Raw genomic sequence first — 14,945 nt, forward strand, 5'->3', positions numbered from 1 at the left:
AACGAACATAATAATTATCGTCATTCCCTAAAGCGAGGGACGATCGTAATAGGGAATCTCTAGTAAACGCAGGGAGTGGACTCATCAAAAAGGATACGGCCATGCACAAGAAGCCCCATTTACCAACTAAGACATGTCCTATTTGCCAAAAGCCTTTCTCATGGCGTAAAAAGTGGCAGCGCTGTTGGGATGACGTGATCTACTGTTCAGAACGTTGTCGTCGTCATAAGCCAACTTTGGCGTAATTTCTGTTCGTTTTTAGAACACGTTAATAGTTTCGTCATTCATTTCTTAAGTTAATATTTCTATCTGTAAGACAACTAATGTATAAAGGCGGCATGAAGATACCTAAAAGAATACAGCCCTTAGTTGACGATGGTTTAGTCGACGAGGTGACAAGCCAATTAATGAGTGGCAAAGAAGCATCAGTGTACATCGTACGCTGCGGCGATACGATCCGTTGTGCCAAGGTATATAAGGAAATAAGCCAGCGCAGCTTTAAAAAAGCAACGGCGTATCGTGAAGGACGAAAAGTCCGAAACAGCCGCCGTGCCAGAGCGATGGAAAAAGGCTCAGGATTTGGACGTGAGCAACAAGAGAAAGTGTGGCAAAGCGCTGAAGTGGATGCCTTGTATAAACTGGCAGAAGCGGGTGTTCGTGTGCCAGTCCCTTATGGCTGTTTTGATGGCGTGCTGCTTATGGAGCTAGTCACTGATGATGACGGTTATGTTGCTCCAAGATTGAACGATGTTGTGATGCCGCCAGAACAAGCAATTGAAGATCATGCAGTGATGATGACTTACGTGGTTAAAATGCTTTGCGTTGGTTTGATCCATGGTGACTTGTCTGAGTTCAACGTATTGGTTGATGAATACGGCCCTGTGATTATCGATCTACCGCAAGCGGTCGACGCTTCGGCTAATAACAACGCCGAGTGGATGTTGGCTCGTGACATCAATAACATCCGTGATTATTACGCTCAGTTTGCCCCTGAATTGGCGAAAACCGAGTATGCCAAGGAAATGTGGGCTTTATACGAGAAAGGCGACTTAAAGCCAGACAGCAAGCTGACGGGCGAGTTTACAGAAACTGACGATTTGGCAGACATCGAAGCCATTATGCAAGAGATAGACGCTGCGCGAATTGAAGAACAACACCGACGCGAGCGTGTTAAAGAAGAAAAAGAAGGTGTCGACGACAGCAAGTTCAATTGGGCTGAGTAGTCGTAATGACCCGTTTTGAGCTTTAGTTAAGCATCAGCCATATATCCCTAAATAATTGATGCATTCGTTCTAAAAATAACCCAACAGAGTAACACTCGTTGGGTTTTCTTTTTTAGCACTCATCAAATTTTACCATTCATCAAAGCCAGCGATTGGTATTCCTCACTACCAGTTTAACTGCTCACCATCGTAAGCGTAGAAGTGCCCACTTTTGTCCGGTGTGGCAGTGCGAATGATATCGACCAATTGATGGGCGACATAGCTCGACTCAAACAACTTACCTTCAGGGACATTGGTCTGAAAAGGCTTCGATAAAGCCGTGTCTGTTGTGCCCGGATGTAGCGCTAACACGGTGCCTTTCTTTATGGTACGTTGCCATTCAATCGACATGGTTTTGATAAACATATTGAGTGCCGCTTTCGATGACCGATAGCTATACCAACCACCTAAGCGGTTATCTGAAATACTGCCGACTTTGGCCGATACCACTGCAAATTTTGGATTGTCACTGGCTTTGAGGATCGGCGTGAAGTGCTTTGCCAGTAATAAGCTGGGTAGGGTATTCACCGAGATGTTTTTCAGGAAGAATTCTGGGTCGATAGAGGACAAATTCTTTTCAGGCCCTAGATCTGGTGTATGAAGCATACCCACGCAATTTATTAACCAATCCAATCTCTCGAACTGAGTGCTTAGCCGCTCAATATCAGCTTCGTTGGTGGCATCGACTTGGTGCCAATTCAAACGGTTATCTTCCAATTTTGGTCGTTGTGAATGATAAGTCGCGTCGACATGTACATCGAGAAAATCAAAGCGAGACAGCTCAGACAGTAGGTGCTTAACCACGGCGAAACCAATACCGCCGCTGCCACCAATGACCAATATGTGTAATCTGAGTTGTTCCACCATTATAAGTTCTCCAAGTTAGTCAGTCGTTGTTCTGCGGTGTCGAGAATCGCTTGTTGGTCTTGCTCGTCCATATTGTCCCAAGAACGATAAAGCATCCCCATTCGAGGGTTGCGATTTAAGGCCTCGCGATGTTTGTTCATGAAGCGCCAGTACAAGCTGTTGAATGGACAAGAACTCTCTCCACTGCGCTCTTTAATTTGGTAATGACAGCCTTTGCAGTAATCACTCATGCGATTAATGTAAGAACCGCTGGCAGAGTATGGTTTGGTTCCGACGATCCCGCCATCGGCAAAAAGTGCCATACCTCGCGTATTCGGCATTTCGACCCACTCAACCGCATCAACATAAATACCAAGGTACCAACTGTCGACTTGCTCCGGAGCAATGCCCGTAATTAAGCAGAAGTTTCCGGTGATCATAAGCCTTTGAATGTGGTGCGCATAAGCAAACTCGAGGGATTGATCAATCGCGTGCTTCATGCAATTCATCTTGGTTTGTCCATCCCAAAAGTAATGAGGCAACTGACGGTCTGCTGCGTAGTGGTTTTTGTTTGCGTAAGCAGGCATGTTCGCCCAATAAACACCGCGTATGTATTCTCTCCAACCTAGAATTTGGCGTACGAACCCTTCGACTTGTGCAATATCGATAGTGGGTGCATTTAGCTTAGAGGAAGCCTGATAAGCCGAAAGTGCCGCATCAATCACTTCTTGGGGGCTTAGCAGTTTGCTGTTCAACGAGAAGGAGAGGCGACAGTGGTACAAACTCCATTTTGAATCATGCTCGGTCGTCATTGCATCTTGAAACTGACCAAACAGCGGTAAACAGACTTGGCAGAAGTGAGCAAGCAGAGACAGGCTTTGCGCTCGATTGACTGGCCATAATAACTGTTCGCCAACTTCACCAATGGTTTGAACTTGATGATGCTCGATGCGTTCTAAAATCGCAGAAATGTCGTTGGCAAACATTAATGGTTGCGGCAAGTTCTCGATGTCTTGCTTCTTTAGCTTCTTACGATTGTTTGCATCGTAATTCCATTTTCCGCCAACCGGTTTACCATCGTCGAGCAGGATGTCGAAACGCTTTCTCATTCGACGATAGAAGTGTTCCATCATGATGTGTTTGTCTTTAGGAAACTGGGTTTCAATCTCGTCAAACGGAAACAGGAAGTGCTCGGAATCGCTACAGCCTTTGGTTACTCCAGTTAACTTCAGCTTTGCCAGTTGTTGGAGAAGTCGATATTCATCTGGCCGTTGGTATTCAAATTTTTCAGCTGCAAACTCGTGTACATAGTGTTGCAATAGAGCATCGAGATTTTCAAATTGAGTCGTGTCATCCAGAGTTAGGTGGAGTACCTGATGATCTTGTTGTTTTAGCTCGTCGGCAAAGTAGCCCATCGCAGAGAAAAACGCGGCCACTTTTTGAATGTGAGATGCAACGTAGTCGGTCTCTTGCTTAAGTTCGGCAATGATATAAATGACGTCGTCATCAACTTGTTGAAACCAAGAGTGCTGGATATTGAGTTGGTCGCCTAAGACAAGGCGCACGGTTTTGAAGTTCATAACACATCCTGATTGTTAGTTAAGACAGGTTCTTTGCTGCTCGCATTCCACTTGTTGATAAACGCATGGTCTGGATCGTACATATCCGTTTGCTTACCCAAATCAAAATGTCGTGATTTAGGTTTGGTTTTAGGCTTAGGTTGCTTAGCATCATTTTGCTTATTGGCTTGGGTGTTTACCTGAGAGTTCAGGGCTCCGGCTATATATGCCCAGTTACCCCAGTTTGATGCCAAGTCATAGTCAATAAGTTGGCTCTCAAAATAGGCTGCGCCGTGTCGCCAGTCGACGCCCAACTCGTAAATCAAACAGCTTGCGGCTAACTGCCTTCCGCGATTGGACATGTAGCCAGTCGCATTAAGCTGACGCATACATGCATCGACAACCGGATAGTTGGTATTGCCACTCTTCCATTTGGCGAAATTCAGGTTCGACGTCGCTGAGGAGTTTGAAGAGTGGAGTTCATGGTTTGAGGTTTCACCGAACAACGAGGAGCCCAGTGACAAACACTTCCAATAGAAAAATTCGCGCCACAACAACTCAAAGTAGATCCAATAGGTTGAATCGTTACTGCCATGTTCGGTTTCGAACTGTTTCAAATGGCGATAAATCGTTTTAGGTGAAACGCAACCGAGCGCTAACCACGGCGAGAACTTGGTTGAGCTTTCGATGCCGTCAAATGCGTTTCGAGTCTGTTTGTAGTTAAGGGCGTAATCATGTGAAAAGTAGTTTTCTAAATGCGCTAGTCCTGCATCTTCTCCACCCAAATAATCACTTGTTATTGCGCTTTCGTCAGTTGGTGAACTGAATAGTGAGGTTGCCGATGTCGGTGCTGATATCGCTATTGGTGTCGCTGCTGGCGGAAGGCGTGAAATAACCGTCTCATCGCCATTAACGCCCAAGTGTTCGACTAGCTTTCTAAACTTGGTAAATGAGCTGGGGACTTTTGATAATTCGAAAGGCAGCTCATGTGAGTCAAACAAGGTGGCGTGGTGTGGCAAGCGTGTTATCAACTCAGCGTGACGACGGAGTACTGAATGAATCAATTGTCGCTCGTCGTAACCGCAATGTGCGTTAGCAAAAAAGTGGGTGACGTGTTGTGTAGCAATGATTTGGCTGAGTGTTTGTTCGGCAGTGTCGGGTGCTAGATGGTTACTGCGGATCACAACCAGTTGCTGTCCAAACTTCACTAAATTGGCTTCTAGATTGGCTATCGATTGTGAAATAAAGGTTTGGCGATGCGCGCCATAACTGTGCTCTTGTGCAAATTCAGTAGAGAAGCGAGATAGCGTAGGTTCGACAATAACGCAAATGAGCTCATCGACCACCTGCGCGGCGTGGTGAAGCAACTGATTATCGTTGATTCTTAAGTCGTTTGTGAAAAGATAGAGACCAATCTTTTTCATTGCTTGCACTCGTGATTTGTTAGTTATTAGACGGTTACGAGTGGATGAGCAAACAAGATCACAAATGATTACGCCGAATGGGTAATGGTTGAATTTGGGGAAAGAAGAGGATTGAGGAGAGAATAGAAGCCAACCAATAATACCGATAGAGGTTGGCTCATCAAGTCTGGCTTTATAAGCCAAAACAGCTATTTGTTAAGAGCGACAGTTTTTAGGAGCAGACAGTCCATAGAAACTCTAGTTCATAGAAGCAGTCAGTCTTTAGGAACGAGCTCTAGTCCATAGGAACGACGAGTATGTCGACAGGAGAAGAGTCTATCAATTGCTTCGAGTGCGAGATGATCTTATGCCAAAAATCATGATGGTGACCACAGAGCATCAGGTCAATGTTGTGCGCTTTTACGGTGTCTTTGAGCTTGTCATTCAAATCACCCGTACCCACAAAGATGTGCTGAACCGGCTGTTTAGCGTAAGCCTCAAACTCTCTTAGTTGTTTTATGGCATCTTCATTGACAGGTAGGTCATTCTCATTTTCTTGAATATCAACGAGTTCTGGGTAGATTTCTCCGTGAGTACCGTCGATATAAACAAATGAAAGTTCCGTTTCTAGTTTGTTCGCGAAGAAGGTTGCTCTATCAATGAGTATTTTTGAGTCATCAGACATTTCAAGTGCGACCAGAATATGTCGGTATTCCATAATTAAAGCCTCTTGTTATTAGTGATGTTACAAGCATAGTTTCTCTCTAAGTAAATGATATCGAAGAGGTCTCATATTGCGTAAAATTATCATTCAAAGATCTTCTAAGTACTCTCGTATTTATATCGCTTTGATTGATAAGAAATTTACAAAAGGTTGTTATAGTGAAGTGAGTTCGATCTTTACGCTTTTTGCTATTAGATAAGCTCGATAGTCCAACTCGTCAATAACCAAGAGGCATCAATGACAGCATTACTCACCATCCCAACTCGAACATTAGGCTTTGACTACGATATTGAGATCCGCGATTGGTCGCAAAAACTTGTCGGTTTTCACGTATTTGAAGATGGTAGACGACCGCTCGATGGTGGTATTGGCTTGAGCTTAAACCTCGTTGAGCAGTTTGATGTGAATGGTCGTTGGTTAGATTCATTGCCAGCTCGTTATCGTGAGATCACCGATGATTTCCCAGAGTATCAATACCAGATGTTGTGGCTCGCGGCGAATACTTATGAAGCTGCTCAACTGCTTGAGTTAAGACCGGTTATCTTGGCGTTAATCTGCATGAAACACAGTGTCGATAACAAGAAAGCATTGGAACTGAGTCGTCTAGGGCAGAAGAGAATCTTAACCAAACTGGGCTTAGACGGCAGTAAAGCCACACTCAAATTTATCGATAAGCTAGAGCTTCATTACAACGTCGGTGATGAGCTTGACCACATTGTGCGAATTCTCGAACCCCTGCAAAGACGTGTTCTTAAATTCAAGCATTACTCCAAAGTTGGCTACACAGCGCTTCGTTTGGACCAAGTTCATCCATTTCTAACCGGCAGTCGATTGGGCATTGCGATGGTGGAAGAGGGTAGGCTTAATGCGCCTTCAAAAATGGCGATGTTCCAAGATGCGATATTGTTAGGACTAGATTTGGAGATGGATGATCCATTACGCGCCATTACCAGTCAGAACTCTTTTGCGATGTTCGAACAACTTCACGATAGATGGACAGAGCAACGTCAACTGCGTCGTTTAGAAGGTAACCGCCCAATGGATAAAGACATTCCTTACCCGGTTCCTTTGCTAGGTAACGACAATATTCATCCACTTACTGATTACTACGACCTTGAACAAGAAGGCGTGGAGCAAAAACACTGCATTGGTGTTTATCACAATCGAATCATGAGCGATCGCTATGTGGTATTCCGCATGTTCAAACCTCAGCGTTTAACCATAGGTCTACGTCGTGTCCCGAGCAAAGCGTTTCCGTTTGAGATTGACCAAATTTGCGGGAAACGAAATGCACCGCCATCGGAGTCTGCTCGCCAAGTTATTCATGATTGGTTAGAAGCGAGTAAGCAAAAGTATCCGAAGCAATAGCTGTGAAGTAGAAGGAATAACAGGATGTTTCAACAAGGCGATTTATGCCCGCATTGTGGTTTGATTATTGTCATGCCAACAGGTTTGCAAGCCGAATGCTTAGGGTGTGGTGAAGAGATCAATCAAGACCCTGCAGACGATTACGACGAAGAAGAGTAACTTTATCTACACTGATATAAACCAAGGCTAGGATGGCCGTATTAGCCCTTCAAAGGATGGGAAGACATGCAGAAAGTAATCTTTAGAAATTGCGATGAGAGTTCGCCATATTGGAGTGATTTAGAGCGCTTGTTTCAAAGTGAATGGTCGGATTTTAAGTTTAAAGATACCTATAAAGACTGCGTACAACTCCCTCCAGTAATAGTAGTGCTTCGCGATAATGTGGTCATTGGTGGCTTGGCATATTCCCATTTTCAGGAACCTCATCAAGTAAGAGATGTGTGTTGATGCTCAATGGCGAGGCCAAGGTATTGCAAGTGAATTGATTAATCGTGGTGTAAAACAGGTTTCTTCTACAGTACAAACTCAACTGTACGTGTACACCAATGTAATGGAACTCTACCAAGGGTTAGGTTGGTCAGTCGTCGATATCGACTCAGAAGCAAACCATAAAGTGATGAGTATAGAGCTTATTCGATAAGCTTAGAGCAAAGCCGACTATTAGGTTATCTACCTATCGAGTATTGAACCTATCTCTTTATCAACAACGTATAATCCTGTTAAATTTTCGTTTGAAATGATACCTATATCGCCTTTAAATCAAACAACTCGCTGTTGATTAAAACGATCACTACGATTTATTGCAGCAGTTGTTGAGCACAAAGCCTATATTGACTAGAATGGCGCACTTTTTTTATTTACGTACATACAGGTAATGAACATGAGCGATACTAATTCAAAACCAGCTTTACCAGATCATCTAGCAGGTAACCCACGCAGCCCACACCACGTGGCTGAGTGTTTCGAATACCCAATCGGCATTCGTCTAAATGGTAAAGAGCGTACTGATGTTGAAGAATACTGCATCAGCGAAGGTTGGGTTAAGATCCCTTCTCCAAAAGCGCTAGACCGCCGTGGTCAGCCAATGCTTATTACTCTAAAAGGCTCTGTAGAAGCTTTTTACATCGAAGAATAATCGCTTTGTGTGACGCGCTAATACTTCGTGTAGTTAGCAAATGTTTTGTCTAATTAGCCAACATAGAGTCACTAAGAGTTATTACTTGAAAGGGTCTAGAGAAATCTAGACCCTTTTTGTTTGCTAAATCTATTAGGCTTATTACCTTTACCAGGCGATACCAGCACCAATTGAGAATTCCAAGTCTTCACCTTCTGCTTTATCGAATCCTGCTGTCACTACAAAGCCGCTGTCCATAATATAGGTGGCATCTAAGCCTCCCACCTGTTTGGTTGATCTGTTAGAGAACTCGCGGCTATCTAAAGTTACGTCTGTATGTGTTCGCTTAATCCCGTAACCGGGAGTGATGTACAAGTTTTCGGTGATTCCAATAGGGGCGTGAAACTGATATTCGTTGTCACGTTGTTTGTATTCGTAAGATTCTTCGTCTTCGTTATAAGCCGAACGAGTAAATTCAATACCATAACCTATGCTACCCGGGCCGCGATATTTTATGTAAGAAGCAGACCAATCACGCCAACCACGTTCAGCCGATAGACCAAATGTAATCGCGGTTTCCTCTTGGTTTTGTTCATAGGCTTGTGCGTTAGACATAGTGAACAACAAGACAGCGGCTAATGTCAGAATGGGAAGCTTTTTGATGGTCATTGGATCTCTCGCTTATGTATACAAAATATCGGCGAATTCAAAGTATTGAACGCCAGTAGATTAGTCACCTAGTCCGGATCTTCCTTGAGCTTTTTGTTAGTGTTTTCTTCGTAGATGTTTTGAACGGCATCCTCTTAGGTTTGAGGATGCCTATTTGTTATGGGAATGGGGGTAATCGTTATTTTAAAGTACGTAGCTTATTGACCTGCATCTTTGCACGAACTTTGGTAACTTCTGCCTGAGAAGGCAAGTTGTCTTTAACCTTATTTTTAATATCCGCAACTGGGATAAAGTTCCACTGGCCGTTGTGATACTTGACCACAAATGTCTCGCGCTCTATTTCTTCACGGAACACCCAAACACCATCGTCTAGGCGTTTAAAGTCGCCAACTACATTTCCGCTAGTGTCTCTAACTGTCCAAAAGGTATGTTCAGTATCAAGATAAGATTCCTTCTCACCTGAGATCATCTTGTCACCAGACCTGATTGTCACATAATCTTCACGAACGATGATTTCACCGACAGGCTTGTCATCTACGTAGATGCTGTATAGCGTTTCTTCATCATTAGAACGTTGTTTAACGGCGCTTATATGAGCATCACCGTTGTCTTTATTAAAGAAAGGAATGTCTCCCAACTCAGGAATATGAACAAAACCTAAATCTGCTTGAGCTATTCTGTCTTTTAACGTTGGGGCATCGGCACCATAACCAGGGTCGGATTCAGGGTTCTCATAACCGCCATCGTTATCTGAATCATCTAGTCCAAAACCTGGATCGATATTTTCGAAACCATAATCACCATCAAATTGAGGTTGTGCTGGTTCTGAACCACCGCCAGATGAACAACCTGCTAAAACAGCTGTAAGAACGAGTGCGATAAGTGATTTGTTCATGATATTTCCTATCATTTGTTGAATTCGTAAGATGCTCACTGACTAACCTCACTACAAGGTGACGGGTATACACCTTGTGTATAGACATTGCTGCATCGCTTGAGGTGTACAATAAACAACCTTGGTAATTCGATAAATAAACGAAAAGAAATACAATACATCACGATCTGCTATGTGTTATTTATGCGATGCATTGCGCAAGCTTATATTCTGACTCATTCACTATGCATGCTCTATGTGTACCAATCTATTGATCTGATAACTACCACACTGAAGTTCCGAACATTCTGTTAAGTGAAATTGATAATAAATTGCTCACTCGAAAGTATGATTTATATACAAATGCCTTCCTCGAATAAGAAACCAACAAACAAAAACATGAAGCGCAGTCTAATTAAATGAAACTAAAGTGCTGTATTTAAGGTTATTTATTGTTAATGGCTATCTCTATCACAGAAAATAATCCTGAAGCACATACAATTCCCAGGCTTTCGAATGAGCGCTAAATTTTTTCGTTCGAGCATTTTATTTCTATCGCCCAATACACATGAGGTTCCTATGTTTGGAATATTCAAACCTATGGCGCATATCGATCGCTTATCTACCGATAAGATCGATAGCACCTACACACGATTACGATGGCAGCTTTTTCTCGGCATCTTTGTTGGCTATGCCGGTTACTACCTAGTCCGCAAAAACTTCAGTTTGGCGATGCCATACCTGATTGAGCAAGGGTACAGTCGAGGAGAGCTAGGGATTGCTTTAGCAGCAGTATCCATCGCTTACGGTTTATCTAAGTTTTTGATGGGAAGCGTTTCTGACCGTTCTAACCCTCGTTATTTCCTCAGTGGCGGCTTGTTAATGTCGGCGTTGGTCATGTTCTGCTTTGGTTTCATGCCATGGGCAACAGGCAGCATCACTGCAATGTTTATTCTATTGTTCTTGAATGGTTGGTTTCAGGGCATGGGCTGGCCGGCTTGTGGACGAACCATGGTTCACTGGTGGTCGCGTAAAGAACGTGGTGAGATCGTATCGGTATGGAACGTTGCTCACAACGTGGGTGGCGGCTTGATTGGCCCAATGTTCTTATTGGGACTGTGGGCTTTTAACGATGATTGGCGAACCGCTTTTTATGTTCCTGCATTTTTTGCCACTCTCGTTGCTATTTTTGTTTGGTTCACCGTAAGAGATACACCTCAATCTTGTGGCTTACCACCGATTGAAGAACACAAAGACGATTACCCAGACGACTACGACACGTCCCATGAGAAAGAAATGACGGCGAAAGAGATCTTCTTTAAGTACGTTTTCTCTAACAAGTTACTGTGGTCAATCGCGATTGCTAACGCGTTTGTTTACCTTATCCGCTATGGCGTACTCGATTGGGCTCCAGTTTACTTAAAAGAAGCAAAAGACTTCTCAGTAGATAAATCGTCTTGGGCTTACTTCCTGTATGAGTGGGCAGGTATTCCTGGAACGCTACTGTGTGGTTGGATTTCAGATAAGTTGTTTAAGGGCCGACGCGCACCAGCAGGGATCCTGTTCATGGTTCTCGTTACTGTCGCTGTATTAGTGTACTGGCTAAATCCGGCAGGTAACCCAACGGTTGATATGCTGGCACTTATCGCGATTGGTTTCCTTATCTATGGACCAGTAATGCTAATTGGTTTGTATGCACTTGAACTTGCACCTAAGAAAGCGGCAGGTACGGCTGCGGGTCTTACTGGCTTGTTTGGTTACTTAGGTGGCGCAGTTGCTGCCAATGCCGTGCTTGGTTTTATGGTTGACCATTACGGCTGGGATGGCGGCTTCATTATCTTGGTCGGTGCTTGTGTTGCTTCAATAATTTGTCTGCTTTATGCCTTCTTAGGAGAGCGTGAACACCACAAACAAAAAGAACTCGAACAACAGAAAGAAGCATTAACTCAGTAGTTCATTAACTGGACAACGTCATACTAATAAACAACAGAGGCAGGTATATCCTGCTTCTGTTTTATCAAGGGAAACAATAATGAAAACAACGTCACTGTCTCTGACTTTATTAGCTCTTAGCTTATCTGCAAATGCGTTCGCCGATCCTTTAGTGATTGCACATCGTGGTGCTTCTGGTTATTTGCCCGAGCACACATTACCGGCTAAAGCACTCGCTTACGCAATGAAACCTGACTATATCGAACAAGATGTAGTGATGACCAAAGATGACCAATTGGTGGTTTTGCATGATCACTATTTAGATCGCGTCACCGATGTCGCGGATCGTTTTCCAACACGCGCTCGTGCAGATGGCCGTTACTATGCGATTGATTTTACGCTTGCCGAGATCAAATCATTAAAAGTGACTGAAGGCTTTAACCTAGATGACCAAGGTAATCGAGTGGCTGGGTTCCCAGCACGCTTCCCAATGTGGCAGTCTGATTTTCGTGTCGCTACATTTGCAGAAGAAATCGAGCTGATCCAAGGCCTAAACAAGACCTTAGGTTATGACGTGGGCATTTATCCTGAGATTAAAGCACCTTGGTTCCATCGTCATGAAGGAAAAGACATCTCTAAAGCTGTGCTTGCCACCTTGCAACAATATGGGTATCTATCGAAAGACGACAAAGTGTATTTGCAGTGTTTCGACGCCAATGAATTGCAACGCATTAATGATGAGTTAATGCCAGCTATGGAAATGGACCTTAAGCTCGTTCAGTTGATGGCTTACACAGACTGGAATGAAACCATGACTTACAAGGGCGATAAAGCGACGCCGTACAGCTATGACTGGATGTTTGAGAAGGGCGGAATGGCAAAAGTCGCTAGCTATGCTGATGGTATTGGCCCATGGAAACCTATGCTGGTGGACGATGCATCGACCAAAGATAACATCATTATTAAACCATTGATGAAGTCAGCAAAAGACGCTGGCTTAGACGTTCACCCGTACACGTTCCGTGCTGATCCAGGAAGAATCCCAGCTTATGCTGATAACTTTGATGGCATGTTGGATGTCTTCTACAACCAAGTCAAAGTCGATGGTGTGTTTACCGACTTTCCGGACAAAGCGGTCGACTTCTTAAAACGTTAATTTCCTGCTCAGTTACGAGGTACTAGTAACGAGATACGAAGAGCTAAAAGCACAGCCTAAAGGCGCTTTTAGCTCTTTTAACTTTTTGGCTCTTCTTGTACTGGCCTCGAAATCCTACCCATACTCTTCTTTCTCAGCCCACATTTTGATATTCACTCGGTTTACAGCAATAACCTGACTTGATAGGTTACTCCCAATGCAGCCAGATGCTTAATCTATAAGTATTTATCGGCTCAACCTAATATTGAACTTGGAAAGATCATGGAAGAAAGAAGTAAAGCTTATCTTGATAGGTACCTCAACACATTGCCAGCGGACGTTGCCTCGCAATACACCTCCTTTAGTGCTGATTATTACTGCGCCGACGAGTACAACGCCAACCTTTGCGCGCAGTTGATTTTAAAAGGTGAAAAACAGGCGTCCTGCGGCCTTGAACACTGGTATACCTATGAAGGCGAGACGAGACCCATAGTAGGTCACTTACAAGTCGTCACCGATTGGGATGGTGAGCCTGTCTGTATTGTTGAGATCACGTCGGTGTCGTCGTGCAAATACAACGAAGTGAGTGCGGAGTTTGCTGCTGCAGAAGGCGAGGGTGATAAAACACTAGAATGGTGGAGAAAAGCTCACTGGAACTTCTTCTCTCGTGAATGTGAAGAACTCAAGATCTCACCAAGTGAAGACATGTTACTTGTGTTAGAGCGCTTCAAAGTAGTTTATCAGTAATACAGTAACCGTGAGTGTCTTATTGAATCACAAGGCTTGGCGCTTTAGGTGTCTTTGACTAAAGCAAGATAACTAGATACCGCACCGCTATTGTCCTTACCAAACGTCACAGCGACTCCACATTTGGGCTATGTTGAACAAAATAGCTACGAACTCTACTTTGATATCGCTTTCAACAACATTCTGTCCTATCAAAGAGATGGCCTATAGCGATAGAATCTGCCCAAAGCAAAAAAAAAAGAGGTAGAGAAGTATGAGCTCAACAATCAGAGAAGTCGCGGTAGAAGATGCACAAGGCATTATTGATGTATTGAATCCAATCATTATCGAAGCGCGTTATACGATCTTAGATCAGACTTTTACTGTTGATGAAGAAAAGGCATTCATTGAGTCGTTTCCAGAACGTGGTGTATTTAGCGTTGCAGTCAACGAGATGACAAGTCAGCTGCTTGGTTTTCAGAATGTAGAACCATTTGCTACTTACACTAAGGCCTTTGACCATGTTGGTATTATTGGTACTTATGTTGATGCAAATAGCCGTGGGCAGGGTGTTGCAAAACAGTTGTTTGATTACACATTCAAAGCAGCCAAAGCCAAAGGTTATGAAAAGCTTTTCGCCTATGTAAGAGCAGACAACGAGCGCGCGTTAGCGGTATACCTTAAGCAAGGTTTTGAAATAGTCGGAACGGCTAAGAAACACGGTAAGATCGGCGACCAGTACTTTGATGAGATCCTTATTGAGAAGTTTTTATAGGCTCGTTTAAATACTAGATAATTCATCGTATGCAGGAGGCAAGATGACAAAGCTAATCGAATTAACAGAAATAGTCTTATTCGACTGGGGCAATACGCTAATGGTCGATTTCCCCGACGCACAAGGGAAGATGTGTGGCTGGGAAACCGTACAAGAAGTGAGTGGTGCTCGTGTATTACTGGCTGAACTCTCCAAAAATCATCAAGTCTATGTTGCCACCAATGCCGGTGATTCAAGTAAAAACGACATCATTCGAGCCTTTGAGCGTGTTGGCCTGTCTCAATATATCTTGGGCTATTTTTGTAATGCGAGCATTGGCTTTTCTAAGTTCGAACCGGAGTTCTATCCCGCCATCATTTCTAAGCTCGGTGTTGAACCACAACACATCACAATGGTGGGTGACACCCTAAAGAAAGACATTTACCCAGCACTTGAAGCGGGTTTGCAAGCGGTGTGGTTGAATACGGAAGGAGTTGAGCTTAAGTCAGAGCATCCGCGTATCGTGCAAGTTCAAAGTCTAAGTGCACTGTTGGAGAAGCGCGATTAACTACCTGATAT

At 43.7% G+C, this 14,945-nt stretch carries 16 protein-coding genes and 2 pseudogenes; 12 read left to right on the forward strand and 6 right to left on the reverse strand.

What is annotated here, in order from left to right; all coding sequences use genetic code 11:
- Positions 1 to 101 precede the first annotated feature (101 nt).
- Together AC3CHU_RS07695 and AC3CHU_RS07700 are read left to right on the forward strand one after the other, a co-directional pair.
- Positions 102 to 245: a DUF2256 domain-containing protein gene (locus AC3CHU_RS07695; protein ID WP_017078065.1), complete on the forward strand. Its 144-nt coding sequence runs from the start codon at positions 102 to 104 to the stop codon at positions 243 to 245.
- Positions 246 to 338: 93 nt separating this feature from the next.
- Positions 339 to 1,223, forward strand: coding sequence for a PA4780 family RIO1-like protein kinase (locus AC3CHU_RS07700; RefSeq protein ID WP_029221996.1), 885 nt, complete (start codon positions 339 to 341; stop codon positions 1,221 to 1,223).
- A gap of 165 nt (positions 1,224 to 1,388) precedes the next feature.
- Here the strand turns inward: AC3CHU_RS07700 and AC3CHU_RS07705 are convergent, their stop codons facing one another.
- From AC3CHU_RS07705 to AC3CHU_RS07720, 4 genes are all read right to left on the reverse strand, one after another.
- Entirely contained in the window at positions 1,389 to 2,129 is a 741-nt protein-coding gene (locus AC3CHU_RS07705) for an SDR family oxidoreductase (RefSeq protein ID WP_065205288.1), read from the reverse strand.
- On the reverse strand, positions 2,129 to 3,688 hold the full coding sequence (locus tag AC3CHU_RS07710) for a cryptochrome/photolyase family protein (RefSeq protein ID WP_488525408.1): 1,560 nt from the start codon (positions 3,686 to 3,688) through the stop codon (positions 2,129 to 2,131). Before AC3CHU_RS07710 ends, AC3CHU_RS07705 begins: the two co-directional genes overlap by 1 nt.
- Positions 3,685 to 5,091: a DASH family cryptochrome gene (locus AC3CHU_RS07715; protein ID WP_488525409.1), complete on the reverse strand. Its 1,407-nt coding sequence runs from the start codon at positions 5,089 to 5,091 to the stop codon at positions 3,685 to 3,687. The genes AC3CHU_RS07710 and AC3CHU_RS07715 overlap by 4 nt, the downstream gene beginning before the upstream one ends.
- A gap of 274 nt (positions 5,092 to 5,365) precedes the next feature.
- Entirely contained in the window at positions 5,366 to 5,788 is a 423-nt protein-coding gene (locus tag AC3CHU_RS07720; protein WP_054546383.1) for a universal stress protein, read from the reverse strand.
- 243 nt (positions 5,789 to 6,031) lie between these two features.
- Between AC3CHU_RS07720 and AC3CHU_RS07725 the strand changes: the two genes are divergently transcribed.
- The 4 genes and pseudogenes from AC3CHU_RS07725 (at position 6,032) to AC3CHU_RS07740 (ending at position 8,297) form a co-directional block, all read left to right on the forward strand.
- Positions 6,032 to 7,162: a PcfJ domain-containing protein gene (locus AC3CHU_RS07725; protein WP_488518824.1), complete on the forward strand. Its 1,131-nt coding sequence runs from the start codon at positions 6,032 to 6,034 to the stop codon at positions 7,160 to 7,162.
- Positions 7,163 to 7,186: 24 nt separating this feature from the next.
- Positions 7,187 to 7,321 carry a hypothetical protein gene (locus AC3CHU_RS07730; RefSeq protein ID WP_372229133.1) on the forward strand — a complete coding sequence of 45 codons (135 nt, stop codon included), beginning with the start codon at positions 7,187 to 7,189 and terminating at the stop codon, positions 7,319 to 7,321.
- Positions 7,322 to 7,387: 66 nt separating this feature from the next.
- Positions 7,388 to 7,802, forward strand: a pseudogene (locus AC3CHU_RS07735) (GNAT family N-acetyltransferase).
- Between the two features lie 240 nt (positions 7,803 to 8,042).
- Complete coding sequence (locus AC3CHU_RS07740; protein WP_004733911.1) at positions 8,043 to 8,297, forward strand: DUF3297 family protein; 255 nt, start codon at positions 8,043 to 8,045, stop codon at positions 8,295 to 8,297.
- Positions 8,298 to 8,444: 147 nt separating this feature from the next.
- Here AC3CHU_RS07740 and AC3CHU_RS07745 read toward each other — a convergent pair whose 3' ends face one another.
- Entirely contained in the window at positions 8,445 to 8,945 is a 501-nt protein-coding gene (locus tag AC3CHU_RS07745) for a hypothetical protein (protein WP_114633482.1), read from the reverse strand.
- A 178-nt stretch (positions 8,946 to 9,123) separates the two neighbouring features.
- A complete protein-coding gene (locus tag AC3CHU_RS07750) occupies positions 9,124 to 9,840 on the reverse strand; it encodes a membrane lipoprotein lipid attachment site-containing protein (protein WP_171308210.1) in 717 nt (238 codons plus the stop codon).
- Between the two features lie 558 nt (positions 9,841 to 10,398).
- Here AC3CHU_RS07750 and glpT point away from each other — a divergent pair.
- The 6 genes and pseudogenes from glpT (at position 10,399) to AC3CHU_RS07780 (ending at position 14,934) form a co-directional block, all read left to right on the forward strand.
- The gene (gene glpT, locus AC3CHU_RS07755) at positions 10,399 to 11,772 is read left to right on the forward strand and encodes a glycerol-3-phosphate transporter (RefSeq protein ID WP_114633484.1); all 1,374 of its coding nucleotides are present in this window, start codon (positions 10,399 to 10,401) and stop codon (positions 11,770 to 11,772) included.
- A 79-nt stretch (positions 11,773 to 11,851) separates the two neighbouring features.
- A complete protein-coding gene (glpQ, locus tag AC3CHU_RS07760) occupies positions 11,852 to 12,907 on the forward strand; it encodes a glycerophosphodiester phosphodiesterase (protein ID WP_488525410.1) in 1,056 nt (351 codons plus the stop codon).
- 261 nt (positions 12,908 to 13,168) lie between these two features.
- A complete protein-coding gene (locus tag AC3CHU_RS07765) occupies positions 13,169 to 13,633 on the forward strand; it encodes an ASCH domain-containing protein (protein ID WP_171316267.1) in 465 nt (154 codons plus the stop codon).
- A 75-nt stretch (positions 13,634 to 13,708) separates the two neighbouring features.
- Positions 13,709 to 13,843, forward strand: a pseudogene (locus AC3CHU_RS07770) (D-2-hydroxyacid dehydrogenase family protein); the annotation flags it as partial.
- 43 nt (positions 13,844 to 13,886) lie between these two features.
- Entirely contained in the window at positions 13,887 to 14,387 is a 501-nt protein-coding gene (locus AC3CHU_RS07775; protein WP_171313092.1) for a GNAT family N-acetyltransferase, read from the forward strand.
- A 43-nt stretch (positions 14,388 to 14,430) separates the two neighbouring features.
- Positions 14,431 to 14,934, forward strand: a complete 504-nt coding sequence (locus AC3CHU_RS07780; RefSeq protein WP_488525411.1) for an HAD family hydrolase — start codon at positions 14,431 to 14,433, stop codon at positions 14,932 to 14,934.
- Positions 14,935 to 14,945 lie beyond the last annotated feature (11 nt).

The organism is Vibrio sp. QJM3NY_39, assembly GCF_057785895.1.